This is a genomic window from Nocardiopsis sp. iso_238 (assembly GCF_056173325.1).
Map to the genome: position 1 here is coordinate 587,778 of NZ_CM149668.1, position 26,261 is coordinate 614,038.

Here is a 26,261-nt window from a genome sequence, read left to right on the forward strand (position 1 = left end):
GTCTGGTACCGGAAGCCAGAAGAGAAGACACGGGGCGCACATGACCACGCAGGCCGAGCAGAGTCCACGAGATCCGAGAGATCAGCGGCGCCCTCCGACCGCGGCCGAGGCACGGCCCCGCTTCACGGAGAGCCCCTGGGCCACACTCGTCGCGATCGCCTTCGGCGTCATGATGGTCGCCCTCGACGGCACCATCGTGGCCGTGGCCAACCCCGCGATCGGCGCCAGCCTGGGCGCCTCCCTGGCCGAGCTCCAGTGGGTCACCCACGGCTACCTGCTCGGGCTCGCGGTCTTCCTCATCACGGCGGGCAAGATCGGTGACCGCTTCGGCTACCGGAACACGTACCTGGTCGGCGTGATCGGGTTCGTGCTCTCCTCGGTGGCGATCGCGCTGTCGTCCGGTGTCATCATGCTCATCGCCTTCCGGATCGTCCAGGGGATTTTCGGCGCGCTGCTGCTGCCCTCCGCCATGGGACTCCTCCGGGCCAGCTTCCCTCCCTCCAAGCTGGGCCGCGCCTTCGGCGTGTTCGGCAGCCTGATCGGCGCCGCCACCGCCGGCGGCCCCATCCTGGGCGGGCTCCTCGTCGGCGCCCTCAGCTGGGAGGCCGTGTTCTACATCAACGTCCCGGTCGGCGCCGTCGCCCTGGGCCTGGGCCTGTGGCTGCTGGCCGCCAACCGGGCCACCGACGCGGGGTCCCGCATGGACGTGCCCGGCATCGTCCTGGTGAGCGTCGCGATCTTCGCCCTGGTGTGGGCGCTGGTCGAGGCCCCCAGCATCGGCTGGGCGCACCCGGTCACCCTGGCCTCCCTGGGCGCGGCGGTCCTCTTCGGCGCGGCCTTCCTCGTGTGGGAGCGCCGCCCCGAACAGCCGCTCGTCCCGCTGGCCCTCTTCGCGCACCCGTCGCTGTCGATCGGTGTGGTCCTGACCGTGGCGATGGCGCTGGGCCTCATGGGCTCGCTGTTCTTCATCACCTTCTACCTCCAGGGCGTGCGCGGCCTCAGCCCCGCCCAGACCGGGCTCCAGCTCATCTCCATGACCGCGATGATGGCGATCACGTCGCCCATCGCCGGACGCCTCCTGGACCGGGTCGGCGCCCGCCTGCCCACCACGGCGGGGCTGCTGTCCGCCTCGGCGGGCATGTTCCTGCTGTCCCGGCTGCAGGCCGACACCGGCGTTCCCTACGTCTCGGTGGCGTTCGTGCTGCTGGGCGTGGGCCTGAGCCTGGTGATGACCGGCGCCACCGCCGCGATCATCGGCAACGCCCCGGTGCGCTACGCGGGGGTCGCCTCCGCGCTCCAGCAGGCCGCCATGCAGCTCGGCGGCTCACTGGGGACGGCCGTCCTGGGCGCGGTGATGTCCGCGACCATCATCTCCACACTGCCCGCCCACTACGCCGACGCCGGGCTGGCCGAACCCTCCGCCAGTGACCTCTCCGCCATGCAGAGCACCGTCGCGCAGGGCGGGGCGGTCCTGCCCGAGGGCGCGGACGCCGCCACGGCCGCCGCGATCACCCAGGCCAGCAACCTCGCCTTCCTGGACGGGCTCCAGCTGGCGTTCGGCATCGCCGCCGTGGTGATGCTGGTGGCCGCCGGGCTCTCCCTCTTCATGAAGGCGGGCCGGATGACGGACGGCCCCGCAGTCCACATCTGATCGGATCGGATCCGAAGGACGCGGGAAGGCCCCGGTGGTGCTCCCACCGGGGCCTTCGCGTGTTCTGCGGGCCTCGCGGCCCCGGCTCAGGTCGTGTAGTCGGCGTTGATCCGGATGTAGCCCTCGGTCAGGTCGCAGCCGTAGACCGTGAAGGCGCCCTCGGCGATGCCCAAATCGACGCTGATCACCACCTCGTCGCCCTTCATGTGCTGGGCGGCGCGCTCCAGGGTCTCCTCCGTCGCCTGGGTCGGGAAGGTCTCCACGTCCCCGAACACGATCCGCACGTTCTCCGGGAACACGTCGGTCTCGTCCGAGCACTTGCCCACGGCCATCGCGACCCGGCCCCAGTTCGGGTCCGCGCCGTGCACCGCCGTCTTGACCAGGGGCGAGTTCACCACGGCCTTGCCGATCCGCTTCGCCTGGGCGTCGTCGCGAGCGCCGGTCATCCGCACCTCGATGAGCTTGCCCGCCCCCTCGCCGTCGGAGGCGATCATCCGCACCAGGCTCAGTGCGACCCCGTACAGGGCCTCCTCGAACTCGGTGACGTCCACCGGCCCGGCCAACCCGTTGGCGAAGATCGCGGCGGAGTCGCTGGTGGAGGTGTCCGTGTCGATGCTCAGGGCGTTGAAGGTCCGGTCCACCACCCGGCGGAACACCGCGTCCAGGACCGGCTGCTCCAGTTCGGCGTCGGTGAAGAACCAGGTCAGCATGGTCGCCATGTTGGGTTCGATCATGCCGACACCCTTGGCGATCCCGGTCAGGGTCGCGCCGCCGACCTTCGCGGTGGCGATCTTGGGGTGCGTGTCGGTGGTCATCATGGCCGCGGCGGAGCGGTCCAGGTCGGCCGGGGGGAACTCGGCCGGGAGGTCCTCCAGGTAGGAGCGGACCCGGTCCATCGGGTACGGGCGGCCGATGACCCCGGTGGAGGCGATCAGGATCTGGTCGGGGTCGACCCCGGCGGCGCGGGCCACACCCTCCTGGACCTCGCGCGCGTCGGCCGTTCCGACCTGGCCGGTCGCCACGTTGGCGTTGCGGGCGACCACGGTGACGCCCCGGGCCCGGCCGTCGGCCGCGGCCTCACGGCTGAGCCGCACGCTGGGCCCGGCGAACCGGGACTGGGTGAACACGGCGGAGACCGCCGTGGGGACCTGGGAGACCACCGTGAAGAAGTCGTCCTGGGGGTCCTTGATCCCGATGTTTCCGGCCACGCCGACGAAACCGGCGGGAACGGGGGTCTTGCTGCTCATCGTCCTCCTCGGAACTTCGTGGCGCCAGCCTACTTCGCCCCGCCCGCGCGGCCCGAGGCCGGAGCCGCACTCGGGGCTCCGCTCCGGTCCCTCCCCGTGGCCAGGGACGACGCCACGCCAAAGCGGTGTGGTTACGGCCATGACCTGCGGGGGTTTCGTACTGTTCGGAGACGGCACGGGTGTGACAAGCCGGAGTGAACGGGGTATCCGCCGAGAAGTGGGGGAGACCGCTCGGGGGGAGGCGTGTTGTGCGTGATGGTGACTGGCTCACGGAGACTGGGGCGCGGATCCGTGGCGTCCTGAAGGTGATGGTGGACGCGGACTGGTTGCCCGGTGGGGCCGCCGTGGTCGGCACCGGTGGAATGTGGGAGTTCGTGGCGGTCGGTCGGACCGACGGTGAGCACGACACCGCTCCCGACGTCTCGTACGACGTCGCGAGCCTGACGAAGGTGATGGCGACCTGGCCCCTGGTCGGCAGGGCGATCGCGGAGGGGGTTTTGGACATCAACGCCCCGATGTCCGAATACTTTCCTGGCGAGGACCTCCCCGGGGCCTGGGTGACCACCCGGCAGATCCTCACGCACACCAGCCGACTCAACCCGGTGTGCTGGATGGAACGGTACGTGGGCACCGACCAGGACCTGGCCGAGGCGATCCTGTCGGACCCGTTGGAGGAACCCGGCTACCAGTACATCGACCGCGGGTTCATCCTGCTCGGCCTCCTCCTGGAGCGCCTGTACGGCAGCACCCTGGACCGGCTGGCCGACGACCTGTGGGCCGACCTCGGCCTGCGCTCCACCACCTACGGGCCGCTCGCGAGGTCGCCCAGCGTGGCGCCGACCGAACGGCGTCTCGTCGGCGCGGCGCCCTCCTGGGGCGTGGTGCACGACGAGGCGGCGGCGCTGATGGGCGGTGTCTCCGGGCACGCCGGGGTGTTCAGCAACGCGATCGACCTCGGGGCCTTCGCCCGGGAGGTGCTGCGCCTGCACGACGGTGAGAGCGGGGTCATCCCGGCGTCGTTCATCCGGGAGAGCTGGTCACCGCAGGTGGACGCCGGGGCCCGGCTGTCCAGGGGACTCGCCTGGCTGGTCACCCCGGAGGGCGTGGTCTACCACAACGGGTTCACCGGCACGAGCCTGTTCCTGCACCCCGAGAGCGGGCGCTACGTGGGTGTGCTCACCAACGCCGTGAACTACGGGCGCGACCGGACCGGTCTGGTGGACCTGCGCACGGCCGCGCGTTCGGCGCTCACCCCGCAAGCCCACGAATCCTCGTCGTGAGCCGGCCGAGCAGGTCGGTCAGCCCGGCGGGTCCGGGGACGACGAGGTCGGCGGCGTCCGCGACCTCGGTCACCTCGTCGGAGGAGGAGCACACGGTGAGTCCGGGGACCCCCTGGCCGCGTAGGGCCGCGACGGCGGCGAAGGCGGGCAGGTCGCCCAGGTCGTCACCGGCGAAGAGGACGCTCCGGGCGGACCTCTCCTCCACCAGGGAGGTGAGGGCGGCGCCCTTGTCCACACCCTGTGGACGGAGCTCGATGACCAGCCGACCGGGCTCCACTTGGAGACCGGCCCGCTCCGCGAGCTCGGAGAGGGGGCCGGACAGCAGCTCCAGGGCCCGCTCGGGGTCGTCCGCGCGCCGCGTGTGTACGGCCAGGGAACGCCCCTTGTCCTCGATCCACGTGCCCGACGGTGCGCCGGAGGCGTCGATGAGGGCGGGCAGTTCCTCGCGGACCAGGGCCACCCCGGGCGGCGGGTCGGCGGCGACCACGCGCCCGTCCGTCCACCGCTCGGCGCCGTAGTGGCCGAGCACGACGATCCCCGGCACCCGCTCCAGGCCCCCGAGCCGCACCACGGTGGCGGCGGGGCGGCCGGTGATCACCGCGACGGTGCCCACGTGGGACCCCAGCGCCGCCAGCGCGTCCACGATCCCGGGCTGCGGGGCGGAGTCGCGCGGGTCGGCCACGATGGGCGCCAGGGTGCCGTCGAAGTCGAAGGCGACCAGTGCCCCGGACGGCTCCGAGACCAGTGCGCCGAGCGCGGCGCGCCCGGCCTCGGTGGTGGGCGCGGGCAGGTCGTCTGCTGGGGACGAGGGCATGCGGGGACCTTGTCGGTGTCGGCTGCGCTGTGGGGATTCCCGGGCGGGTGCCGCGCCCGGGCGGTGGCGTGCCTCGCGGAGTCTCCGGAGGCCCCGCCCGTCCTAGAGCTGGATACCCAGCTGGCGGGCGTTGCGCTGACGTCTGCGGTCCGCGCGCAGGCGGCGCAGGCGCTTGACGGTCATGGGGTCGAAGGCGAGCGCCTCGGGGCGCTCGACCAGGCCGTTGAGCAGTTGGTAGTAGCGGGTCGCGGAGAACCCGAACTCGTCACGGATCGCCTGTTCCTTGGATCCCTCGAACTTCCACCACTGGCGTTCGAAGGCGAGGATTCGCTGTTCGCGTTCGGCGAGGGCCGACTGGCCGTCGTCGGACGGACCGATATTCGGCATGGGACACCCCCTGGACGGGTAATTGGTTTGTCCGGATCGGCGCGACTCATGCTAGCGACTCGACATGCCGGATGAGGAGCGGAAAACCCAGGACTGGCACCAGGGATACAGTTACGTTCCCTACCCCCCAGGTCACTTGTCCAAGCCTGAATCCTGTGCTCATGACAGAATTGCGAGGGTCCGGGGAGGCCCGGCGCAGCACCGACCGCAACGTTCGAGGGAGCCAGACGTGCTCGGGGGCAACAGCCGTAGCAGGACACACCAGCGCCACGTGATCGGCGCGACGGCGGGTGCCTGCGCGGCGCTCACCGTACTGGGACTGACGGCGGTTCCAGCCGCCGCCGACGACGTCCCGGACTTCCGGCCGGAGCAGTGGGCCCTGGCGTCCATCGGAGCCCAGGAGGCCTGGGAGACCAGCCAGGGGCAGGGCGTCACCGTGGCCCTGCCGGGGGTCTCCGTCGACGAGGACCACCCCGACCTGCGGGACAACCTGGTGGTCGACACCGAGTTCGGGGGCAACGGCGGCGACACCGACGTGGGCACGGCGATGGGCGCCCTGGTCGTCGGACACGGGCACGGCATGGACGCGGACGGCGGGGTGCTGGGTGTGGCTCCGCGCGCCGGGCTGCTGGTCCTGCCCACCGGCGACGGCCCGGCCGAGGCCATCGACCACGCCCTGGACCAGGGGGCCCAGGTCATCCTGCTCCCGGACGAGGTGGCACAGGACGAGGACCTCCAGGCGGCCACCGCGTCGGCCGCGCGGAGCGCGACCCTGGTCGTCGCCCCGGCGGGCGGGGAGGCGGACCCCAACGTCCTGGCCGTGGGCGGCGTGGACGAGGAGGGCGTGCTCCTGCCCGGCTCGCCGCCGCCCGCGTCGATCGATCTCCTCGCGCCCGGCGCCGAACTGTCCACGGCCGGTCCGGACATGGGTCAGACCGACGTGACCGGCACTCCCTACGCGGCCGCCGTGGTCGCCGGTTCCGCCGCGCTGCTGACCTCCGAGTACCCGCAGCTCAGCGCGGAGCAGCTCCGGGCCGCGCTGGTGGAGGGCTCCCAGCAGGGCACCGAGGGGCTGCCCTCCCTGTACCTGCCCTCGGCCGTGGCGCAGGCCTCCGGGGACGCTGAGTCCATCCCGCTCATCGACGACAACCTGGTGGAGGACGACTCCCCGGCCGTGCCGGTCTGGATGTGGTTCGCCCTGGTCGGCGTGGTGCTGGCGCTGATCGTGATCCTGCTGGTGCTCTGGGTGCGCCGGAGCACCAAGGACCCCTACGGGGTGGACGCCGAGCGGCAGGAGGAGGACCAGCGGCTCGCCGCCGAGCGCGCCGAGCAGGCGCGGGCCGAGGAGCGCCCCTCCCGGAGGAAGGGCGGCCGCCGCCGCAAGAAGTAGGCGGATCCGCGCGTGAGGTGACGCGCGTGCCGCGGGCCGTGGCCGATCGGGCGAAAACCCCGTGACGCCGCGGCCCTTCGTTGGTTAGGGTCCCAGCGGCACCACCTTGACCCGGCACACACCTCGACGGCGGGAGACGGCATGGTTCGGATGCGGGACGGCAGCGCGGGAGACGCGGACTACGGGGTGATCGCCCGCACCTACACCGACCACCGGCAACCGGAACCGAGGATCGCCGCACTGCTGGACGCCGCCCTGGGAGGGGCCCGGACGGTGCTGAACGTCGGGGCCGGGGCCGGTTCCTACGAACCCACCGACCGCGACGTCACCCCCGTGGAGCCCTCGGCCAGCATGCGGGCCCGGCGCCCCGCGCACCTGCCCGCGGCGGTCGACGGCACCGCCGAGTCGCTGCCGTTCCCCGACGGCTCCTTCGACGCCGCCATGACCACCTTCAGCGTCCACCAGTGGTCCGACCCCGCCCGGGGCCTGGCCGAGGTCCGGCGGGTGACCACGGGGCCCGTGGCGGTGCTGACCTGCGACCCGGCCCTGGTGCGCGACTTCTGGCTGTACGAGTACTGCCCGAAGGTCCTGGACACCGAGGCGCGCCGCTACCCGGAACCGTCGGCCCTGGCCGAGGGGCTGGGCGGCACGACCACCGTCACGCGGGTACCGATTCCGCTCGACTGCTCGGACGGCTTCAACGAGGCCTACTACGGCCGCCCCGAGGCACTGCTCGACCCCGGGGCCCGGCAGGCCTGTTCGGCGTGGAGCTTCGTCGACGAGGCCGCGCACACCCGCTTCCACGAGGACCTGTCCCGCGACCTCCGCGACGGCACGTGGGACGCGCGCCACGGGCACCTGCGCGAGCTGCCCGAGTGGGAGGGCTCGCTCGTCCTCGTGGTCTCCACCCCCGACGGCCCGCCCGAGCCCTGACCGTCGCGTTCGGTCATGCCGCTCCGACAGTCCGTGGCGTCACGGATGCGCGTGCATATGTAAGGCACGTCGAAAGCCTTGACGCGGGTACGCCGGACGACAAGGCTTTGTGGAATGTCGCCCCTCGAATCGCCCTCTCTGCCCTCACGAGGAGACAGGCGGGTCGCCACCGACCCCATGGCACGCAACCTGGTGAACGGTCGCGTGCGCCTCTCCGAACCCGACCCCAAGTGGCCCTACCTGTTCCGACAGGAGGAGTCCCGTGTCCGGAGCGCCCTCGGGGACCGCGTGCTCTCCCTGGACCACGTCGGCTCCACCGCGGTGCCCGGCCTGGCCGCCAAGCCCTGCGTCGACCTGGTCATGGTGGTCGCGGACTCCGCCGACGAACCCGCCTACCTCCCCGACCTGGAGAAGGCGGGGTACACCCTGGTCATCGCGGAACCCGACTGGTACGAACACCGGGTCCTCAAGGGCCCCAGCGTCAACCTCAACCTCCACGTCTTCAGCGAGGGGTGCGAGGAGGTCGACCGCATGCGGCTCTTCCGCGACTACCTCGCCGCCGACGCCGGGGCCCGGGAGCGCTACACCGCCGTCAAGCGCGAGCTCTCCGAGCGCACCTGGAAGCGCATCCAGGACTACGCCGACGCCAAGTCCGACATCGTCCTCGAACTCCTCGCCGAGGCCGAGGCCTGGAAGGCGGTCTCCCGGACCAACTGACCGACCCCCGGCCGGACGACCGGTGACGAACCGGATGACCGGAGTCCGACCGCCACGCGACCCCGCCGAAGGGCGTGTCCAGCACGGGACACGCCCTCGCGTCGTTCCAGCCCCGTCTGGCCGTGTCCTAGGGGGCGGGTGAGTCCTGGGCGGACAGTTCGATGGCCAGTTCCATACAGCGCCATCGGGCCGGGGAGACGTCGTAGGGCATCTTGCCGATGGCTTCGAACGCGCTCATGGATCCGGCCTCCCGCCTGCCGGAGCCGATCACGTCCTCGCCGTCGTCGGCGTCGGCGGGAGCGGGGTGCAGAGTGTCCCAGGCGTCGAAGAGGGCGTCGTCGTCCTCGTCCAGGCCGGACTCCTCGATGACGGCGTGCAGGGCTCTTTCGAAGGCGTGCCGCTCGGCGGCCACTTGGGCCACCCGTGGATCGTCGACGGCGACACCGTCGTCGAGCGCCTCCTCGGCGGCATCGACGCGGTCGGAGTCCTCCCGCAGAGCGGGATGCGTGGCCAGGGCGATGAAGCGGGTGGCCTGGACGGCCGCGCCGAGCGGGCCGAAGACCCGCTCGGTGATCAGTAGAGTGTCCAGGTCCGCCTGACGCAGGGAGCCCTCGGGCAGGCTCCTGAGACGGTCGGTGACGAAGTCGGAGAGCAGGCCCATCCGGCTGCCTTCGGTGCGCATCCGCTGCACGGCGGTCCGTTGCCGCCGCAGTTCCGCCTCCTGTTCGGCGAGGGTCCCCTCCAACCGCTCCAGGACGCCCGCGATACCGCCTCCGCCGTCCGCACCGCCGGAAGTCGCGCCGGTCTCGAAGGAGTCACGGATGTCGTCCAGGGCGATCCCTGCGTCGGCCATCCTGCGAATCCACAGCAGGCGGATCATGTCCTCGTACCCGTAGCGGCGGCGGCCGTCGACGCCCCGCTCAGGCTCGGGGAGCAGACCGATCTCGTGGTAATGGCGGATCGCCCGTGGCGTGGTGCCGGCGAAGGCCGCCGCGTCACCGATCCTGACCTGACGGGGCGGGACGAAAGACAGGTGCATGAGCGGGGACCTCTCCTCAAGGGACCGGGACGTGGGTCCACAGGACCACATGCCGCTACGGAAGGTGCAACCCGCCGCGGGCAGCGACGACCCGGCACCGACCATCGCTCACCGGAAGGAGCCCCTCACCCCGCATCGCGGTCATCAGCATGCGGGGCGTGCGCAGGAAGCCGAACCCCGTACCCGACCTAGCCGTGCGCGCCCAGGGCGCGCAGCTGCTCCTGGAACCACCGGCGCGGCGGCAGCGCCACGGCCGCCTCGGCCAGCCGCTCCCGGCGCTCCTTGCGCTCGCCCTCGGACATCGACAGCGCCCGGTGCAGCGCCTCAGCGGTCTCCACGGTGTCGTAGGGGTTGACCAGCAGCGCGGCGTCGCCCAGCTCGTCCGCCGCCCCCGCCTCACGCGAGAGCACCAGCACCGAGTCGCGCTCGGAGAGCACCGGGCCCTCCTTGGCGACCAGGTTCATGCCGTCCCGGATCGGGTTCACCAGCAGCACGTCGGCCATCTGGAACGAGGCCAGCGAACGCGGGTAGTCGTCGTTGACCTCCAGTACCAGCGGGGTCCACTCCGGGGTGGCGAACTCCTCGTTGATCTCCTTCGCGGTCCGCAGCACGGATTCCGTGTACTCCCGGTACTCCGGCACGTCGCCCCGGCTCGGGTAGGCGAACGCCAGGTGGGTGACCCGGCCCCGCCACTCCGGGTGCGCCGTCAGCAGCTCCCGGTACGCCTCCAGGCCGCGCACGATGTTCTTGGACAGCTCGGTGCGGTCCACGCGGACGATCAGGCGGGTGTCGCCCACGGCCTCGCCCAGCGTGCGCCTGCGGTCCGCCACGGCGGGCTCCGAGGCGCTCTCCCGCAGGCCCTCCTCGTCCGCGCCCAGGGCGTGCACGCCCACCTCGACGACCCGGCCCCCGTACTCCACGGTGCGGCGTTCGAGGTCGACGTCGGCGCGCAGGATCTCGGCGCAGCAGCGCAGGAACGCGTCGGCCCAGCGGGGGCTCAGGAACCCCAGCCGGTCCGCGCCGAGCATCCCCTCCAGCAGCTCCCGCGCCACCTGGGCGGGCAGCATCCGGAAGTACTCGGGCGGGGCCCACGGGGTGTGCGAGAAGTGCGCGATCCGCAGGTCGGGGCGGCGGGCCCGCAGGATGCGCGGCACCAGCGCCAGGTGGTAGTCCTGCACGGCCACGCGCGCGTTCTCGGCCGCACCGCCGACCAGCGCCTCCGCGAAGGCGTTGTTGTAGGCGGCGTAGTCCTCCCACAGGTTCCGGAAGTCCGAGCCGAAGGAGGGCTTGTTCGGGGTGTCGTACAGCATGTGCTGCACGAACCACAGGGTCGAGTTGGCGACCCCCGTGTAGGCGCCCGAGAAGGTCGTCTCAGGGAGTTCCAACATGTGGACACGCATGCCGTCGAGGTCGTGCGCGAGGTCCAGACGGGCCCCCGGCGCCTCGGCGGCGGCCCGACGGTCGGCCTCGGACAGGGCCGCGCACACCCACAGCCCGTCGATCTCGGTGGCCACGGAGATCATCCCCGAGACCAGTCCGCCGCCGCCCCGACTGTGTGTCAGGGAACCGTCGTCGGCGGTGGAGAAGGAGACCGGGCCCCTGTTGGAGGCTATGAGGATCTGAGCCTTGTCCACGTGGTCGTCCTCTCGACGAAGGATGGTCCGGGGATCACGCACTTCCCCTAGGTCTCGCCTGCGGGCAGCGGCCCCAAACCCCCTCAGAGTCAACCGTGGACACCGTCACACGGGCGGGGAGGCCGCCTCCGGGTCGCGCCCCACGTGGACGGTGCCGTCTCACCATGCGAGCCGGATTGTGTAATCCGGATCACCCGGCGTGGAAAATCGGTCAGCACCTCAGTTACAGTGACGGTGCGTTCTCGGAGAAGAACCGCCACAACTTCATATTGCTCATCCAGAGGGGTGGAGGGACCGGCCCTGCGAAGCCCCGGCAACCATCTCGACATGTGGAACCGCGATCACCGCGACCCGTCGAGGCAGGTGCCAACTCCGGCCTGGGGTCAAGGTGGCCACCAGGAAAGATGAGGGGAGACGCCTCGCCATGGCGATTGCCGCCGCTGAACCCACCTCCGTCCGCGCCTTCGGCCCCGGGACCGCCCTGTCCTGTCGGGAGTGCGGTGAGCGCTACGACCTCGCGCCGATCTTCGCCTGCCAGTTCTGCTTCGGCCCCCTGGAGATCGCCTACGACTTCGGGACCGTCACCCGCGAGCAGATCGAGAGCGGCCCCAAGAACATCTGGCGCTACCGCTCCCTCCTCCCGGTCCCCGACAACGTGGCCGACCTCCCCAACATGAACCCCGGCCTCACCCCCCTGGTCAGGGCCGACCGCCTCGCCGCCGAACTCGGCCTGCGGTCCCTGCACGTCAAGGACGACTCGGCCAACCCCACGCACTCCTTCAAGGACCGCGTGGTCGCGATCGCCGTCGAGGCCGCCCGCACCTTCGGGTTCACCACCCTCTCCTGCTCCTCCACCGGCAACCTCGCCGGAGCCGTGGGCGCAGCCGCGGCCCGCGCCGGGTTCGACTCGTGCGTGTTCATCCCGGCCGGTCTGGAGGAGGGCAAGGTCGTGATGGCCGCCGTGTACGGCGGCAAGGTCGTGGCCATCGACGGCAACTACGACGACGTCAACCGCTTCTGCTCCGAGCTCATCGGTGACGAGGCGGGCGAGAGCTGGGGCTTCACCAACGTCAACCTGCGGCCCTACTACGCCGAGGGCTCCAAGACGCTGGCCTACGAGATCGCGGAGCAGCTCGGCTGGCGCCTGCCCGAGCAGATCGTCATCCCGATCGCCTCCGGCTCCCAGCTCACCAAGATCGACAAGGGCTTCCAGGAGCTGATCCGGGTCGGCCTGGTCGAGGACCGCCCGTACAAGGTGTTCGGCGCGCAGGCCACCGGCTGCTCGCCGGTCGCCCGGGCCTGGGCCGACGGGCACGACGTCATCCAGCCGGTCAAGCCGGACACCATCGCCAAGTCGCTGGCGATCGGCAACCCGGCGGACGGCCCGTACGTGCTGGACATCGCCACCCGCACCGGCGGTGCGATCGAGCACGTGGGCGACGACGAGATCGTCGACGCCATCAAGCTGCTGGCGCGCACGGAGGGCATCTTCGCGGAGACCGCGGGCGGCGTGACCACCGGCGTCCTGCGCAAGCTCGTCCGCGAGGGCACGCTCGACCCCGAGGCGGAGACGGTCATCGTCAACACCGGCGACGGGCTCAAGACCCTCAACGCCGTCGACTCCGGGGTCACCGCCACCATCAAGCCGTCCGTCGAGGCCTTCAAGGCCGAGGGCCTGGCCTGACCCGCGCCCCCTCCCACCACCCACGTCCCAGGAGTACGAACACCATGAGCGTCAGCGTCCGCGTGCCCACCATCCTGCGCACCTACACCAACGACGTGTCCGAGGTGACCGCCGAGGGCGGCACCCTGGCCGAGGTCCTCGACGACCTGGAGGCCAACCACCCGGGCATCCGCGCCCGCGTGCTCGACGACAACGGCAAGGTCCGCCGCTTCGTCAACGTCTACGTCGGTGACGAGGACGTCCGCTTCGAGAAGGGCCTCCAGACCGAGGTCCGCGACGGCCAGCAGATCTCGATCATCCCCGCCGTCGCCGGGGGCTGCTGACCGACGGCACCACACGGACGGGGCGGGCGCCGGAGGGCGCCCGCCCCGTCCGTGTGTCCGGCCCCTCGTAACCTGGGAGGAGGATTCTTCTGGGACGAGGATGGCGATGTCTGCGACGCGGTTGTTGGTGCTCGGCGTGGTGCGCGTGCACGGGCGGGCCCACGGTTACCGGGTGGGCCGCGAGCTCATGGACTGGGGCGCCGAGGAGTGGGCCAACATCAAGTGGGGCTCCCTGTACCACGCGCTGCGCAAGCTCTCCGAGCAGGGGAGGCTCCGTGAGTCCGTGGCCGAGGGCGAGGTCACCGAACGCACCTCCTACGTGATCACGGAGGAGGGGGAGGCGGAGCTCGACCGGCTCCTGCGCAAGGCGTTGAGCTCCACGGAGGACCACGCCCTGCTGTGCGCCGGGATCACCCTCATGACCAGCCTGCCGCGCGCCGACGTGATCGGCCTGCTGCGGGAGCGGTTGGAGTGGCTGGAGAGGAACGTGGCGGGGGTCCGTGAGTCGATGGGCCTCTCCGAGTCCGCGTGGGGCAAGCCGCCCCACGTACGCGAGCTCTTCCGGCTCTGGGAGTACTCGATCGACTCGGGCGCGGAGTGGACCCGGCGGCTGATCTCCTCGCTGGAGGCGGGGGAGTACGTCATGGCCGACGACAGCCCGCACGCCTTCGGCCTGCCACCGGTCTGAGCCCCGTTCCGGCCCCGTTCCTCCGTATTAAAACTTGAATACGCCGTCCCGGTGGTGCAGTCTGGCCCATGTATTCAAGTTTTAATACGGAGAGGTCCATGATCCACACACGCGAACTCACCCGGCACTTCCGGGTGGGCAAAGAGACGGTCGAGGCCGTCCGGGGCGTCGACATCGACGTGGCCGAGGGCGAGACCGTCGCGCTTCTCGGGCCCAACGGAGCGGGAAAGTCCACCACCCTGCGCATGCTCACCACCCTGCTCGAACCCACCTCCGGGACGGCCACCGTCGCCGGACGCGACGTGCGCACCGAACCCGCTGAGGTACGCCGCCGGATCGGGTTCGTCGGTCAGGGCCACGGGGCCGCCGACGACCAGCGCGTCCGCGACGAGCCGTACTCCCAGGGGCTCCTCTACGGGCTCGACCGGCGCACCGCGCGCCGCCGGGCCGACGACCTGTTGGAGATGCTCGACCTCACCGCCGCCGCCGGGCGCGACGTCACCACGCTCTCCGGCGGGCAGCGGCGCAGGCTCGACATCGCCATGGGCCTGGTGCACCGGCCCGGGCTGCTCTTCCTCGACGAACCCTCGACGGGCCTGGACCCGCACAGCCGGGCCAACCTGTGGGAGCACGTCGCGCGGCTGCGGGAGGAGTTCGGGACGACGGTGGTGCTCACCACCCACTACCTGGACGAGGCCGACTCCGCCGCCGAGCGGGTGCTGGTCATCGACCATGGTCGGGTGATCGCGGACGGTGCTCCCGACGAGCTCAAGGGCCGCGTCTCCGGAGACCTGGTCAGCCTCGTCCTCGCGGACGAGAAGCAGGCCCGGGGCGCCGTCGAGGTGGCCGAGCGGATCGCCCCGGACGGCGGTGCCCGGGTCCACGGGGGAGCCGACCACGAGGTGCGCTTCCGCGTGGCCCGGGGCGACTCCGTCCTGCCGGAGCTGCTGCGCGCCCTCGACGCCGCCGACCTCGACCTGCGCACCGTCCAGGTGCAGCGACCCACCCTGGACGACGTGTTCCTGACCCTGACCGGCCGCAGCCTGCGCGAGGAGGACCAGTGACCACCACGACCGACGCCCCGGCTCGCCCGGGAGGGGTCGCGGGCGTGCTCCGCGACACCGGAACCGTGTTCGCCCGGCAGATGCACCCCGTCTGGCACCGGCCGTTCATGATCGCCTTCGGGATGCTCCAGCCGCTGCTGTACCTGGTGCTGTTCGCGCCGCTGCTGACCGGGCTGGCGGGCGCGGAGGGGGAGAACCCGTGGCAGTGGTTCGTGCCCGGCCTCTTCGTGATGCTGTCCCTGTTCACCGCCGGGTTCGCCGGGTTCGGACTCCTGCCCGAGATGGCCTCGGGGGCGTACGAGCGGATGCTCGCCACCCCGGCCAGCCGGGTGGCCCTGCTGCTCGGCCGGGTCCTGCGCGACCTCGTGATCGTGCTGGCGCAGATGCTGCTGATCCTGCTGCTGGTGCTGCCGTTCGGCTTCCGGACCACCCTGCCGGGGGCGCTGGCGGGCTTCGCTCTGCTGGGGGTGCTCGGGATCGGGCTGGCCACGCTCTCCTACCTGGCCGCGATGCTCGCCAAGCAGACCTACGTGTTCGCGCCGATCATCCAGACGGTGATGATGCCGCTGATGCTGCTCTCCGGCGTGCTGCTGCCGATGGAGCTGGCCCCGGGGTGGCTGTACACGCTGTCGCGGTTCAACCCGGTGGCACACGTGGTGGACGCCGCGCGCGTGCTCTTCGGGGGCGGCGCGTGGGACGGCACGGTCCTGGTCGGCTGGGCCGTGGCGGTCGCGATGACCGTGGTGGCCCTGGTGGTGGGCGCCCGTTCGATGCGCCGCCTCAACGGCTGAGCGAGGTGCGAACTCCTGGACGCCAGGTCTACTGAGGGCGCCTCCCCTGTTCGCCGAGCGCTCAAACCGTTGTGGGGTGGGAAGTCCAGCCTGATCAGGGCGGTTTCTCCGGCTGACGAAATCGTGACCGCATCGATTGCACTTTCCATGGTCGAGGGGGGCGTCCGCCTGTCCGTGGCCCCTCGTAACCTGCGAGGAAGATTCCCCCGGCACGAGGGCGGCGGCGGGTGGAGTGGGCCGACGTCAGGTTCCATGGTTCGTGGTTGAGTTCGGGAGGCGATGAGTCATGTGGCATGTAGGGGTTATGTCCTCGGTGTCCAACTTTCGAGAAGTTGGAAAAACGAGCCCTTGTCACTGGTAAGTTGCCTGGTCAAGAAGTCTGCTCCCCGCGCACGCGGGGATGGTCCCAAGCCCCGCCCCCTCAGAGGGGGCGGGGTTTTCTGCTCCCCGCGCACGCGGGGATGACCGTGGTGGCCCTGGCGGTGGGCGTCCGTTCGATGCGCCGCCTCAACGGCTGAGCCGGCGGACCCCTGGTCACCGGGCCGGTACGTACCTGGCCACCAGGTCAACCGGGGGTTCGCCTTCTGTTCGCGGAGCGCTCAAACCGCTGTGGGGAGGGAAGTTCGTCCTGGTCACAGCTGTTTCTCCAGGTGGAGAAATCGTGACCACATCGTTTGCACTCTCCATGGCCGAGTGCTAAAAAAGGGAGTGGTTAGCACTCACCTTTGCCGAGTGCTAACCGGATCGAGGCTGCGAGACCGTGGACCTCCGGCAGCAGGGTTGCCGGTGCGGAAGCGGTCGTCCGTCGCGGGCGCACGCCTCGTCCCATCGCGTATCAGCCCGGTCACGGGAGGACAAGAACTCAATGGCAGCCAAACTGATCGCGTTCGACGAGGAGGCCCGTCGCGGCCTCGAGCGCGGTATGAACCAGCTCGCTGACGCCGTGAAGGTCACGCTCGGCCCGAAGGGTCGCAACGTCGTCCTGGAGAAGAAGTGGGGCGCCCCCACGATCACCAACGACGGTGTCTCCATCGCCAAGGAGATCGAGCTCGAGGACCCGTGGGAGAAGATCGGGGCCGAGCTGGTCAAGGAGGTCGCCAAGAAGACGGACGACGTCGCCGGTGACGGTACGACCACCGCCACCGTCCTGGCCCAGGCCCTCGTCCGCGAGGGGCTGCGCAACGTCGCCGCCGGCGCCAACCCGATCGGCCTCAAGCGCGGCATCGAGGCCGCCGTGGCCCGCATCAACGAGGAGCTCGGCAACCTCTCGAAGGACGTCGAGACCAAGGAGCAGATCGCCTCCACCGCCTCCATCTCCGCCGGTGACACCCAGATCGGTGAGACCATCGCCGAGGCGATGGACAAGGTCGGCAAGGAAGGCGTCATCACCGTCGAGGAGGGCCAGACCTTCGGTCTCGAGCTCGAGCTCGCGGAGGGCATGCGCTTCGACAAGGGCTACATCTCGCCCTACTTCGCCACCGACCTTGAGCGCATGGAGACGGTCCTCGAGGACCCGTACATCCTCATCGTCAACTCGAAGATCTCCAACAACAACGAGTTCCTGCCCGTTGTCGAGAAGGTCCTCCAGTCCGGCCGCCCGCTGATGGTCATCGCCGAGGACGTCGCTGACGGCGCCCTCCAGACCCTCGTGGTCAACAAGATCCGCGGCACCTTCAAGTCCGTCGCCGTCAAGGCTCCGGGCTTCGGTGACCGCCGCAAGGCCCAGCTCGGTGACATCGCCGTGCTGACCGGCGGCCAGGTCATCACCGAGGAGGTCGGCCTCAAGCTGGAGAGCACCGAGCTCGACCTGCTCGGCCGCGCCCGCAAGGTCGTCGTCACCAAGGACGAGACCACCATCGTCGACGGTGCCGGTGACGCCACCGCCATCGCCGGTCGCGTGAACGAGATCCGCAACGAGATCGAGCGCACCGACTCCGACTACGACCGCGAGAAGCTCCAGGAGCGCCTCGCGCGTCTGGCCGGCGGCGTGGCCGTCATCAAGGCCGGTGCCGCCACCGAGGTGGAGCTCAAGGAGCGCAAGCACCGCATCGAGGACGCCGTCCGCAACGCCAAGGCCGCGGTCGAGGAGGGCATCCTGCCCGGTGGTGGCGTCGCGCTGCTGCAGGCCAGCGTCCCCGCGTTCGAGAAGCTGGACCTCGACGGTGACGAGGCCATCGGCGCCGACATCGTGCGTCGCGCCATCGCCGAGCCGCTCAAGATGATCGCGGTCAACGCCGGCCTCGAAGGCGGCGTCGTGGCGGACAAGGTCAAGAACCTGGAGCCCGGGTTCGGCCTCAACGCCGCCACCGGCGAGTACACCGACCTGTTCAAGGACGGCGTCATCGACCCGACCAAGGTCACCCGTTCCGCTCTGCAGAACGCGTCGTCCATCGCTGGTCTGTTCCTGACCACTGAGGCCGTCATCGCCGACAAGCCGGAGAAGGCCGCGGCTCCCGCCGGCGACCCGACCGGTGGCATGGGCGGCATGGACTTCTAGCAGGTCCGTGACACCGGGCGTGAGCCCGTAGGCGCCTGAGGTCCGGATACGCGACCTCGCCCGCGACGACCGGGCGGTCCCCCTGGGGGCCGCCCGGTTTCGCACGTTCCGGGCCCCTCCCGATGCTCGGTCCCGCCGGTGTTCAGCCCCGGGAGCCCTCGCGCGGGCGGATCGCGTCGGCCAGCGGGTGCCAGCTCTGGGGCCCCGGCAGGACCTGCGCCGACTCCGGCCCGTAGGAGCCCCGGGGGTAGGGCTCGGGCTCCGTCGACAGGTCCATCAGCGGGTCGACGATCCGCCACGACTCCTCGACCACGTCGAAGCGCACGAACTGCTCGGGACTGCCCACCACGGCGCCGTGGAGCACGTGGTCGTAGGCCTCGTGCCCAGGCCCGAGTTGGCGTCCCACGTCGGCCCCGAGCACGAGGCGCGCCGCCGAGTCGCTCTCCGCGCCGGGCTCGTTGAGCAGCATTTCGAAGGTCACCCCCGACCACGGCTCCAGCTGGAACCGGACCAGGTTGGCCGGTCCCGGGTAGAGGTCGGCGGCGGGGCGTCTGAGCTCGGCCACCACCTCCCACGACGTGAGGGGCAGGTGCTTGCCCGACCGCACGTAGAACGGCACGCCCGCCCAGCGGTGGTTGTCCACCCACATGCGCAGCGCGAAGAAGGTCTCCGTGGTGGAGCCGGGCCGCACCCCCTCCGTGCCGAGGTAGCCCTGGTAGCGGCCCCGGACGGCGTCGGCCGGTTCGAGGGTGCGCACGGCGCGCAGCAGGCGCAGCTTCTCGTCCTTGACCACTGAGGGGTCGGTGGAGACCGGCGCGTCCATGGTGAGCAGGGCGAACAGCTGGAGCAGGTGGTTCTGGAACACGTCCCGGACCGCGCCCGCCGCGTCGTAGAAGGAGCCCCGGTCGTCCACCCCGAAGTCCTCGGCCATGGTGATCTGCACGTTGTCCACGAACGCCCGGTTCCACACGGGCTCCAGCAGGGTGTTGCCGAACCGGGTCACCGGCAGCCCCCGGACGGGTTCCTCGCCGAGGAAGTGGTCGACCAGGTAAAGGCTCTCCGAGGGGAAGCAGTCCAGGAGCGCCCGGTGGAGTTCGCGGGCCGAGGCGAGGTCGTGGCCGAAGGGCTTCTCCACCACCAGGCGGGCGTCCCGGTTGAGCCCGGCGTCCGCCAGGGCGCGGGCCACCATGGTGAACAGCGCCGGAGGGACCGCCAGGTAGTGGGCGGTGTGGGTGCCGTCGGGCAGGGCCCCGGCCAGGTCCGCGTAGGTGCGGGGGTCGTTGAGGTCGCCGGTGACCATGGTCATCCGGTCGGTCAGGGACCGCAGGGCGGACTCGTCCACGGGGGCGGACCCGTCGGTCTCGGCCAGGTGATCGGTGACGGCCTCGCGGGTCCGGCGCCGCAGTGCCTCGGTGTCCCAGTCGGAGAGGGCCACCCCCACGATCCGGGCGCGTAGCTCTCCCCGTTCCACCAGGTGGTAGAGGGAGGGGAGGAGGTACTTCCTGGCGAGGTCACCGGTCACCCCGAAGATCACCAGGGTGTCGGCGTTGGGTCCCGTGGTCATGCTGTCCCCTCGTCGGCCGGACGGTGCGCGGGCCGCGCACGTTGGCGGAGGTACCCGGTTCGGGGAGGTGACGTGCCCAAGGGCGGGCCAAGAATGGGTGACCGGAGCGGAGCCGGGTGCGTGCGCCGGTACGCGGCCGTCAGGGGTGGGAGCGATCGTCGGTCGGTGGCCGGGAGGGTGCCGCGCAGGGACGTCGGCCGGGAGCTCCGGGACGTCGGCCGAGGGCGCCGGGGATCACGGGCGGGGGAGGGTCACGTGCCCCGGGAGTCGAGCCACGCGCGCACCGCCGCCTTGACCTGCGGGGTGAGGTCGCTGTCCGCGTACTCCTCGGCCGGAACCCAGCGGAGGTCCGTGTGCTCGTCGGAGAGCACAACGTCCGCCCCGTCGTGGGGGAGGGCGAAGGTGAACTGGCGCTTGCGGACCCCGTGCCGGGACACGTAGTCGAACCAGGTCACGAAGGGTTCCAGGGGGAGTGGCCCGGGTGCGCGCCCGATCTCCTCCCGCAGTTCCCGGGCGAGCCCGTCCAGGATCGCCTCGCCGGGGTCCACCCCGCCCGAGGGAAGGCTCTCCGCTCCGGGGTGGGAGGTGTCGTCGTCGCGGCGGCGCAGCAGCAGGATCTCCCGCCCGCGGCCCCGGTGCACGATCGCCCCCGCCGCGTACCGCCCGATCCCGTGCGCGCGGGCCCGTGCGGCCAGGTCACCGAAGACCGGGTGTTCCGTGAAGTCCATGAGGCGACCGTACCGAGCGGCGGGGGCAGGGCCGTCGGTGACCGTCTCCGGTGGGGACCGGAGCCGGTCACCGACGGTCTACCGGGTGCCGGTGATGCGCAGGGCCACCAGGGTGGCGAGCATCCACGCGACCCCGGCCACGATCAGCGTGACGGTCGCGGGGGCTCCGACGACGTGGGCCAGGCCGCCGAGCGCGAGAGGGGGAAGGACGGTTCCGCTCAGGGCGAGCAGGGAGGCCGACGCCCGCTCCGCCGGGGAACCCGCGCGGGCCCGCCCCTTGAAGCGGGCCGAGAGCCCCTCCGAGTTGAGGCTCGCCTCCATCCCGTAGGTGAAGGGGGTTCTGTCGATGTCGACGTCCGCCCGCGAGCGCGGGGTCTCGTCGTCCAGACGGAGCTCCGTCACCTGTGGTTCTTCCCGAGTCTCCCGCTGCTGCGGGGGCTGCCCCGGGGGGTCTCCCATGAACGAACCTCCAGCCGTTGGCGTACAGGGGGGTGGTGCCGCTCCCTGGTGCGATGGGGGCCAGGTCGGCACCTGTGACGCCGGAGCGCCGAGTGTCCACGCTCCGTAGCCTATCACCATGGCGGATACCATGCATCAAACGTGCGGACGATTGATGCATTTGACTCTGACTAACTACAGCTGTCAGGATATTGATAGCCTTACCAAAGACGCGGAAGTGCTGGGGGGATATGCCGATGGCCGGGAACAGCTCATGGATGTGCCCCGGCCCGTGCCGCTGCCGGAGGGATCACCGCGTCGAGGCGTTCGATCCTCCGTGCGAGCCCCGTCGTTTCCCCGTGCCGACCGCGCCGTCCCGCGCGCGGTGTCTCCGGCACTCCCCGAGCTCGTGTTTCCCGCGGCTCCTCGCGGATCGAGACCACCGCAGTCAAGCCAGAGAACGAGGTCGCGCCATGTCACCCAAGGGCACAGGAACCGAACTGACCGACGCCTCCCAGGGACGGGGCCGACCCGCGGGGAGAAGGGTCGCCGGGTCCCCCGCGCGAGTCACCGTCAACCTCACCGCGCGCTCCACGAAGGCGATGGAGGAGGCCGTCGCGGCCACGGGTGACACCCAGACCGACGTCATCAACCGCGCCCTTCAGGTGTACGCCTATCTCGAGTCCGTCATGGCCGAGGGCGACCGCGTCTACGTCGAGAACGCCGAGAGCCAGGAGCGGGAGCGCCTGCGCTTCTTCTGAACCCTCCCCTTCGTCATGCCCGGAGACCCCCGGGTGCCGTGCCAGTGCCCCGACCGCGAGCACCGAGTGTCCACACCACCGCGGCCCGGTCGGGCGCACGACCGTCGAGGGAGGAAGGACGTTCCGACGCCCGCGCGTCGCCGCCCCGCCTCAGACCCGTAGCAGGGTGAGGTAGGCGAAGCCCAGGGTCTCCCGCTGGCCGTGCACGCGCGCGTGACGGTGCCGGTCCGCGCGGTCGCGGACCTCCTCGAAGTCGGGTGAGTCCGGGTTCTCCAGGAGCCAGTCCTCCCAGCCCAGGCAGTGCAGGTTCTCGAACTCGTCCCACTCGTCCACGGTGGTCTCGGTCAGCGCGATCAGCCGGAAGCCGTGCGCGAGTGCGAAGTCCACCAGCTCGGGCAGGGAGCGGTACTGCTCGCGCGGGATGAACGGCATGGCGGCCATCTCGGTGTCGGTCGGTGGCCGCCTCCAGTAGCACTCCGCGAACGCCGCCCGACTGCCCGGCCGGGTCAGGTCCGCCAGCGCCGCCAGGGCGTTGGCGGTGTGCACCACCGGATCGCCGCCCCAGGCGTGGCTGGCACCGATGTTGAGCACCAGGTCCGCGGGCTCGCCCCGCCACGTGCCGACGTCCCCGGCCACGAGCTCGACCCGGTCGGCCAGCCCGCGCTCCTCGGCGTTGGCCCGGCCGAGCCGGACGTAGTCCTCGCTGAGGTCGATGCCGAACCCCGTCGCGGTGGGCTCGGTGGCCAGCGCGCGGAGCAGGAGCTCCGCCCAGCCGCAGCCGACGTCCACGATGTGGCGTCCGGCCAGGGGCCCGAGCGAGCGGATCAGCCGAACGGCCCGCTCGTCGTTGAGCGGGCCGTTGAAGTCGACGTCGCGGTACAGGGGGGGAATCCCGGGGGTGGTCATCCGAGGAGGATCACCCGGGAGGGGCCGGACCGTCCACTGGTTTTCCGGTGCCCCGGACGGTCAGCCCTCCCCGTGCCAGGCGTTCCACAGCCTCGCGTAGGAACCGCCCCGGGCGAGGAGTTCGTCGTGGGTGCCGAGCTCGACGATCTCGCCGCCGTCCACCACGGCCACCCGGTCCGCGTCGTGCGCGGTGTACAGCCGGTGGGCGATCGCCACGACGGTACGGCCCGCCAGGACCCCGGCGAGCGAACCCTCCAGGCGCCGGGCCGAACGCGGATCGATCATCGAGGTCGCCTCGTCCAGCACCAGGACCTGCGGGTCGGCCAGCACGACCCGCGCCAGGGCCAGCTGCTGCACGTGGGCCGGGTCCAGGGCGTCCTGCCCCGAGCCCACCCGGGTGTCCAGGCCCTCCGGCAGCGACCGCACCCAGGTGTCGGCGTCCACCGCCTCCAGCGCCCGCCACAGCCGGTCCCGGTCCGCGCCGTCGTCCTCCAGCGCCAGGGCCAGGTTCTCCGCGAGAGTCCCCCGGAACACGTGGCTCTCCTGGCTGAGCAGGATCACCCGCTCCCGGCGCTCCTCGGGGGAGAGCGCGGCCAGGTCCGTGCCGCCGACGCGGACGGTACCGGCACCGGGCAGGTACACCCCGGCCATGAGCTTTCCGAGGGTGGACTTCCCGGCACCGCTCGGGCCGACCATGGCCAGCCGCTCCCCGGGGCGCAGGTCCAGGTCGACCCCGTGCAGCACCTCGGTGCCGGGGGTGTACCCGAACCGCACGCCGTCGACGGCCACGCCACCGGGCTCACCGCCACCGGGCTCACCGTTCCCGGTCCCGGCCTCGGGGCGCGTGGCCTCTTCGGGGGTCTGGACCCCCAACAGACGCCGCATCCCGGTGAAGCCCACCATCACGTTGTCGATCTGGTCGATCATGCGCTCCAACGGCTTGGACATCTGCACGGTCAGGAACACCGCGGTGGCGATCTGCCCCAGGGACAGCTCGCCCTGGACGTACAGCGCCCCCGCGACCAGGAAGGTCGTCGCCGAGGCGACCATGTACGAGAACTCCAGCGGCGGGTACCACACGGTCCGCAACCAGAGCGTGTACCGCTCCGCGAGGTACGCGCGGCGCACGTCGGCGTCGGTGCGCAGGTCCTGCCATTCCTGGCGGTCCAGCGCCTCCAGGGTGTGCGCCCCCTCCACGGTGTCGGACACGCCCTGGGTGAGCCGGGAGTACGTGCCCATCTCGGCCAGGTACCCGTCCGGTGCCCGCCGCGCGTACCAACGCGTGCTCACCCAGATGATCAGCGCCGACGGCAGCCACGCGAGCATGAGCGCCGGGTGCAGGAAGGCCTGGGCGACCAGGATGACCAGCACCGTCGCCCCGCCCGTGGCGAACACGGGCAGTGACTCGCGGACCATCACGCTGAGGGAGTTGACGTCGCGGCCGGTGCGTGAGACCAGGTCGCCGGTGCCCGCCCGTTCCACGGTGCCCAGGGGCAGCCGCAGCACCGACCGGACGAACTCCTCACGCAGCTCGGCCAGCAGCCCCTCTCCGAAGCGAATGGACTGGGCCACGGCCGCCAGCAGAAGGCCCGCGTTCACCAGCAGGGACGCCACGATGACCAGGGCCAGGACGTCCACGCGCTCCGGGCCGGCCCCGTCGCGGACGGCGTCGATGATCATTCCGAGCACCCACGGGGCGACCAGCGCGGCCCCCGTGGCCAGGGCGTACAGCACGACCACCTGGAGCAGGAGCGGCCCGTGGTCGCGGCCCGCGCGCCGCAGCCGGCGCCACACCTCGGGAGTGGGCGCCACAGGCAGGGCGGCCGGGTCCACCGCGGCGGTGGGCGGCCCGCCGGGGGAGGGCGACCCGGGTCGGTCGCCTGAGGGACGGGGGTCGGCGGTCTGGGTCATACCCTCTCCTCCTCCAGCGTCGTGCGCAGGACGGTGGCGGCGTAGGCGTCGTGGGTGCGGAGCAGGTCCCGGTGGGCGCCCTCGGCGGCCACCCGGCCCTCCACGAGGAACTGGACGTGGTCGGTGCGGTCCAGCAGGAGCGGGCTGGTGGTGACCACCCCGGTGGTGCGGTCGGCGCGGACCCCGCGGAGCCGTTCAGCGACGGCCGCCTCCGAGTGGGCGTCCACCGCAGAGGTGGGTTCGACGAGGATCAGTACCTCGGGGTCCCTGAGCAGGGCACGGGCCAGCCGCAGGCGCTGCTGTTGGCCGCCGGAGTACTCGCGGCCGCGCTCGGTGAGCTCGACGTCCAGTCCCAGCGGCGACTGGGCCAGCACGTCCTCGGCCGACGCGGCGCGGAGCGTCGCGGTGACGTGTTCGTCGGAGCCGGTGTCGTCCGGGTCGAGTTCGTCGCGCAACCGGCCGGAGAACAGGTGCGCGTCGTTGGCGGCGACCAGCACGCGACGGCGGACCTCCCGCAGCGGCAGGGCGTCCAGGCGGACACCGGACAGCTCGGCACCGCCGCCGTCCCGGTAGCGGCCCAGCCGTTCGATCACCGGCCCCACGTCGGTCTGGTCGGCGCAGACCACGCCGGTGACCCTCCCGTGTGCGAGGAGCACGCCGCTGCCCGGGTCGTGCAGGTCCCGCGGTCCGGCGGGGGCCTCCGCCGGGATCGCGGGTTCGGTGAGGTCGTGCTCCATGCCCAGGACCCGCACCACGCGGGTGGCGGCGACCCTGGCGGTCACCAGGTCGGAGGAGAAGAGCATGAAGTAGCGGACGGCGCTGGCCAGTGCGCCCGTGTAGCCGTAGAAGGAGACCAGCTGCCCCACCGTGAGCTCACCGACCAGCGCCAGCCGGGCGCCGTACCAGACGATCCCCACGAGGAGCAGTCCCGGATACAGAGTGCGGACGGCCTCCAGTGCGGCGTCCATCCATCCGACCCGGACCCCGGCGGCCCGGACCCGCTGCGACTCGGCGCGGTACCGTTCGCCGGTCGACCGTTCACCGCCCACCCCGCGCAGGACCCGCAGCCCGGCCACGAGGTCGGTGGCCCGCGTGGTGAGTTCGGCCTGGCGGTCGCGGTGGGCGTGCGTGCGGTGGTTGAGCGGGCGCAGCAGCGGGACCATGCCGACGACGATCAGCGGTACCGCCACCAGGACGATCAGCCCGAAGGTGACGTGCGACGTGAGCATGAGGAAGGCGACCACCAGGACCGCGACCACCGAGGAGACGAACAGGTTGGAGCGCTCGTAGAGCTCACCGATCTGGTCGATGTCGTCGGTGCCGACCGCCACCACCTCGCCGGTGGGCAGCCGCCGGGTGAGCGTCGGTCCCAGGCGTGAGGAGCGGCGGGTGATCAGCTGCACCGTGCGGTAGGCGGACGCGTACCAGTTGAAGCAGCTGGCCCGTTCGTACAGGGGGGTCAGGGCCGCGCCCGCCACGGCGCACAGTCCGATGAGCGCGAACCAGTACAGCAGGGTGCCGTACCCGCCCTCGGCCAGCCCGGAGTCGAGCGCCGCGCCGAGCACGAACGACACCAGGATCGTGCTCAGGTAGTACGCGGAGGCGATCAGCGACGCGTACAGCAGTGAACGCCACTCCATGCGGGTGAGCCAGAGCAGGAAGCGGTTGGCGGATCGGTGGTCCGGGTCGCCCGGAGGCTGGGGAAGTACGCGCACGGTTACCGAACCTAACCAGCGGAGACCGGAGGAGGCCACTGGTTTTCTCGCGTCCCGCGCAGTGGCGGTTCAGGGGATTCTCCGGGTGTTCCCGGATGG

At 71.5% G+C, this 26,261-nt stretch carries 23 protein-coding genes and 1 riboswitch; of the genes, 12 read left to right on the plus strand and 11 right to left on the minus strand.

Translation table 11 applies throughout. The annotated features are described in order from the left end of the window. The first annotated feature begins 40 nt into the window (after window positions 1–40). Window positions 41–1,651 carry an MFS transporter gene (locus tag AC0VYL_RS02650; RefSeq protein WP_475482214.1) on the plus strand — a complete coding sequence of 537 codons (1,611 nt, stop codon included), beginning with the start codon at window positions 41–43 and terminating at the stop codon, window positions 1,649–1,651. An 86-nt stretch (window positions 1,652–1,737) separates the two neighbouring features. Here AC0VYL_RS02650 and argJ read toward each other — a convergent pair whose 3' ends face one another. After that, complete coding sequence (gene argJ / locus AC0VYL_RS02655; protein WP_475458743.1) at window positions 1,738–2,898, minus strand: bifunctional glutamate N-acetyltransferase/amino-acid acetyltransferase ArgJ; 1,161 nt, start codon at window positions 2,896–2,898, stop codon at window positions 1,738–1,740. Between the two features lie 248 nt (window positions 2,899–3,146). Here argJ and AC0VYL_RS02660 point away from each other — a divergent pair, with 248 nt between their 5' ends. After that, window positions 3,147–4,178, plus strand: a complete 1,032-nt coding sequence (locus AC0VYL_RS02660; RefSeq protein WP_475458745.1) for a serine hydrolase domain-containing protein — start codon at window positions 3,147–3,149, stop codon at window positions 4,176–4,178. On the opposite strand, the gene otsB is transcribed toward AC0VYL_RS02660, so the two are convergent. Beyond that, a complete protein-coding gene (gene otsB, locus AC0VYL_RS02665) occupies window positions 4,147–4,992 on the minus strand; it encodes a trehalose-phosphatase (protein ID WP_475458747.1) in 846 nt (281 codons plus the stop codon). The two genes, AC0VYL_RS02660 and otsB, sit on opposite strands and share 32 nt — an antisense overlap. A 102-nt stretch (window positions 4,993–5,094) precedes the next feature. Then, window positions 5,095–5,379: a DUF3263 domain-containing protein gene (locus AC0VYL_RS02670; RefSeq protein ID WP_475482215.1), complete on the minus strand. Its 285-nt coding sequence runs from the start codon at window positions 5,377–5,379 to the stop codon at window positions 5,095–5,097. A 229-nt stretch (window positions 5,380–5,608) separates the two neighbouring features. Here AC0VYL_RS02670 and AC0VYL_RS02675 point away from each other — a divergent pair, with 229 nt between their 5' ends. The 3 genes from AC0VYL_RS02675 to AC0VYL_RS02685 all read left to right on the plus strand — a co-directional run bounded on the left by AC0VYL_RS02675 (window position 5,609) and on the right by AC0VYL_RS02685 (window position 8,419). Then, the gene (locus AC0VYL_RS02675; protein WP_475458751.1) at window positions 5,609–6,769 is read left to right on the plus strand and encodes a S8 family serine peptidase; all 1,161 of its coding nucleotides are present in this window, start codon (window positions 5,609–5,611) and stop codon (window positions 6,767–6,769) included. Window positions 6,770–6,910: 141 nt separating this feature from the next. Continuing rightward, window positions 6,911–7,702 carry a class I SAM-dependent methyltransferase gene (locus AC0VYL_RS02680; RefSeq protein ID WP_475458753.1) on the plus strand — a complete coding sequence of 264 codons (792 nt, stop codon included), beginning with the start codon at window positions 6,911–6,913 and terminating at the stop codon, window positions 7,700–7,702. A gap of 114 nt (window positions 7,703–7,816) precedes the next feature. Then, entirely contained in the window at window positions 7,817–8,419 is a 603-nt protein-coding gene (locus AC0VYL_RS02685) for a GrpB family protein (protein WP_475458755.1), read from the plus strand. A gap of 127 nt (window positions 8,420–8,546) precedes the next feature. On the opposite strand, the gene AC0VYL_RS02690 is transcribed toward AC0VYL_RS02685, so the two are convergent. Both AC0VYL_RS02690 and AC0VYL_RS02695 read right to left on the minus strand, forming a co-directional pair. Next, window positions 8,547–9,458 (minus strand): MerR family transcriptional regulator, encoded by a 912-nt coding sequence (locus tag AC0VYL_RS02690; protein ID WP_475482216.1) that lies wholly within the window; start codon window positions 9,456–9,458, stop codon window positions 8,547–8,549. Window positions 9,459–9,646: 188 nt separating this feature from the next. Continuing rightward, window positions 9,647–11,092, minus strand: coding sequence for an alpha,alpha-trehalose-phosphate synthase (UDP-forming) (locus AC0VYL_RS02695; RefSeq protein WP_475458758.1), 1,446 nt, complete (start codon window positions 11,090–11,092; stop codon window positions 9,647–9,649). A gap of 270 nt (window positions 11,093–11,362) precedes the next feature. Next, window positions 11,363–11,503: riboswitch (SAM riboswitch) on the plus strand. A gap of 13 nt (window positions 11,504–11,516) precedes the next feature. Between AC0VYL_RS02695 and thrC the strand changes: the two genes are divergently transcribed. The 6 genes from thrC (at window position 11,517) to groL (ending at window position 18,139) form a co-directional block, all read left to right on the plus strand. After that, window positions 11,517–12,776, plus strand: a complete 1,260-nt coding sequence (gene thrC, locus AC0VYL_RS02700) for a threonine synthase (protein ID WP_475482217.1) — start codon at window positions 11,517–11,519, stop codon at window positions 12,774–12,776. A gap of 44 nt (window positions 12,777–12,820) precedes the next feature. Beyond that, window positions 12,821–13,099: a ubiquitin-like small modifier protein 1 gene (locus AC0VYL_RS02705; protein WP_378737787.1), complete on the plus strand. Its 279-nt coding sequence runs from the start codon at window positions 12,821–12,823 to the stop codon at window positions 13,097–13,099. Window positions 13,100–13,205: 106 nt separating this feature from the next. Next, window positions 13,206–13,787: a PadR family transcriptional regulator gene (locus tag AC0VYL_RS02710; protein ID WP_475482218.1), complete on the plus strand. Its 582-nt coding sequence runs from the start codon at window positions 13,206–13,208 to the stop codon at window positions 13,785–13,787. A gap of 98 nt (window positions 13,788–13,885) precedes the next feature. Next, window positions 13,886–14,851, plus strand: coding sequence for an ATP-binding cassette domain-containing protein (locus tag AC0VYL_RS02715; protein ID WP_475482219.1), 966 nt, complete (start codon window positions 13,886–13,888; stop codon window positions 14,849–14,851). Then, a complete protein-coding gene (locus AC0VYL_RS02720) occupies window positions 14,848–15,642 on the plus strand; it encodes an ABC transporter permease (RefSeq protein WP_475482220.1) in 795 nt (264 codons plus the stop codon). Before AC0VYL_RS02715 ends, AC0VYL_RS02720 begins: the two co-directional genes overlap by 4 nt. A gap of 865 nt (window positions 15,643–16,507) precedes the next feature. Further along, on the plus strand, window positions 16,508–18,139 hold the full coding sequence (gene groL / locus AC0VYL_RS02725; RefSeq protein WP_378737781.1) for a chaperonin GroEL: 1,632 nt from the start codon (window positions 16,508–16,510) through the stop codon (window positions 18,137–18,139). Window positions 18,140–18,281: 142 nt separating this feature from the next. Here the strand turns inward: groL and zwf are convergent, their stop codons facing one another. From zwf to AC0VYL_RS02740, 3 genes are all read right to left on the minus strand, one after another. Beyond that, window positions 18,282–19,703, minus strand: coding sequence for a glucose-6-phosphate dehydrogenase (gene zwf, locus AC0VYL_RS02730; protein ID WP_475458763.1), 1,422 nt, complete (start codon window positions 19,701–19,703; stop codon window positions 18,282–18,284). Between the two features lie 251 nt (window positions 19,704–19,954). After that, entirely contained in the window at window positions 19,955–20,431 is a 477-nt protein-coding gene (locus AC0VYL_RS02735; protein WP_475458765.1) for an NUDIX domain-containing protein, read from the minus strand. Between the two features lie 78 nt (window positions 20,432–20,509). Continuing rightward, window positions 20,510–20,833 carry a hypothetical protein gene (locus tag AC0VYL_RS02740; RefSeq protein WP_475482221.1) on the minus strand — a complete coding sequence of 108 codons (324 nt, stop codon included), beginning with the start codon at window positions 20,831–20,833 and terminating at the stop codon, window positions 20,510–20,512. A 509-nt stretch (window positions 20,834–21,342) separates the two neighbouring features. Here AC0VYL_RS02740 and AC0VYL_RS02745 point away from each other — a divergent pair. Beyond that, window positions 21,343–21,630, plus strand: coding sequence for a ribbon-helix-helix domain-containing protein (locus AC0VYL_RS02745; RefSeq protein WP_475458770.1), 288 nt, complete (start codon window positions 21,343–21,345; stop codon window positions 21,628–21,630). Between the two features lie 150 nt (window positions 21,631–21,780). On the opposite strand, the gene AC0VYL_RS02750 is transcribed toward AC0VYL_RS02745, so the two are convergent. From AC0VYL_RS02750 to AC0VYL_RS02760, 3 genes are read right to left on the minus strand one after another with little or no spacing between them, the layout of a single operon-like run. Further along, window positions 21,781–22,536 (minus strand): SAM-dependent methyltransferase, encoded by a 756-nt coding sequence (locus AC0VYL_RS02750; protein WP_475482222.1) that lies wholly within the window; start codon window positions 22,534–22,536, stop codon window positions 21,781–21,783. Window positions 22,537–22,596: 60 nt separating this feature from the next. After that, window positions 22,597–24,447 (minus strand): ABC transporter ATP-binding protein, encoded by a 1,851-nt coding sequence (locus tag AC0VYL_RS02755; RefSeq protein ID WP_475482223.1) that lies wholly within the window; start codon window positions 24,445–24,447, stop codon window positions 22,597–22,599. Continuing rightward, window positions 24,444–26,162: an ABC transporter transmembrane domain-containing protein gene (locus AC0VYL_RS02760; protein ID WP_475482224.1), complete on the minus strand. Its 1,719-nt coding sequence runs from the start codon at window positions 26,160–26,162 to the stop codon at window positions 24,444–24,446. Before AC0VYL_RS02760 ends, AC0VYL_RS02755 begins: the two co-directional genes overlap by 4 nt. Window positions 26,163–26,261 lie beyond the last annotated feature (99 nt).

Excerpts from the sequence above, each read along its gene's own strand:
- AC0VYL_RS02755 (WP_475482223.1), bottom strand. The coding sequence starts at position 24,447 with ATGACCCAGACCGCCGACCCCCGTCCCTCAGGCGACCGACCCGGGTCG.
- AC0VYL_RS02685 (WP_475458755.1), top strand. The coding sequence starts at position 7,817 with ATGTCGCCCCTCGAATCGCCCTCTCTGCCCTCACGAGGAGACAGGCGG.
- AC0VYL_RS02735 (WP_475458765.1), bottom strand. The coding sequence starts at position 20,431 with ATGGACTTCACGGAACACCCGGTCTTCGGTGACCTGGCCGCACGGGCC.
- AC0VYL_RS02715 (WP_475482219.1), top strand. The coding sequence starts at position 13,886 with ATGATCCACACACGCGAACTCACCCGGCACTTCCGGGTGGGCAAAGAG.
- AC0VYL_RS02710 (WP_475482218.1), top strand. The coding sequence starts at position 13,206 with ATGTCTGCGACGCGGTTGTTGGTGCTCGGCGTGGTGCGCGTGCACGGG.
- AC0VYL_RS02705 (WP_378737787.1), top strand. The coding sequence starts at position 12,821 with ATGAGCGTCAGCGTCCGCGTGCCCACCATCCTGCGCACCTACACCAAC.
- AC0VYL_RS02650 (WP_475482214.1), top strand. The coding sequence starts at position 41 with ATGACCACGCAGGCCGAGCAGAGTCCACGAGATCCGAGAGATCAGCGG.
- zwf (WP_475458763.1), bottom strand. The coding sequence starts at position 19,703 with ATGACCACGGGACCCAACGCCGACACCCTGGTGATCTTCGGGGTGACC.
- AC0VYL_RS02690 (WP_475482216.1), bottom strand. The coding sequence starts at position 9,458 with ATGCACCTGTCTTTCGTCCCGCCCCGTCAGGTCAGGATCGGTGACGCG.
- argJ (WP_475458743.1), bottom strand. The coding sequence starts at position 2,898 with ATGAGCAGCAAGACCCCCGTTCCCGCCGGTTTCGTCGGCGTGGCCGGA.
- groL (WP_378737781.1), top strand. The coding sequence starts at position 16,508 with ATGGCAGCCAAACTGATCGCGTTCGACGAGGAGGCCCGTCGCGGCCTC.
- thrC (WP_475482217.1), top strand. The coding sequence starts at position 11,517 with ATGGCGATTGCCGCCGCTGAACCCACCTCCGTCCGCGCCTTCGGCCCC.
- AC0VYL_RS02670 (WP_475482215.1), bottom strand. The coding sequence starts at position 5,379 with ATGCCGAATATCGGTCCGTCCGACGACGGCCAGTCGGCCCTCGCCGAA.
- otsB (WP_475458747.1), bottom strand. The coding sequence starts at position 4,992 with ATGCCCTCGTCCCCAGCAGACGACCTGCCCGCGCCCACCACCGAGGCC.
- AC0VYL_RS02680 (WP_475458753.1), top strand. The coding sequence starts at position 6,911 with ATGGTTCGGATGCGGGACGGCAGCGCGGGAGACGCGGACTACGGGGTG.
- AC0VYL_RS02745 (WP_475458770.1), top strand. The coding sequence starts at position 21,343 with ATGTCACCCAAGGGCACAGGAACCGAACTGACCGACGCCTCCCAGGGA.
- AC0VYL_RS02750 (WP_475482222.1), bottom strand. The coding sequence starts at position 22,536 with ATGACCACCCCCGGGATTCCCCCCCTGTACCGCGACGTCGACTTCAAC.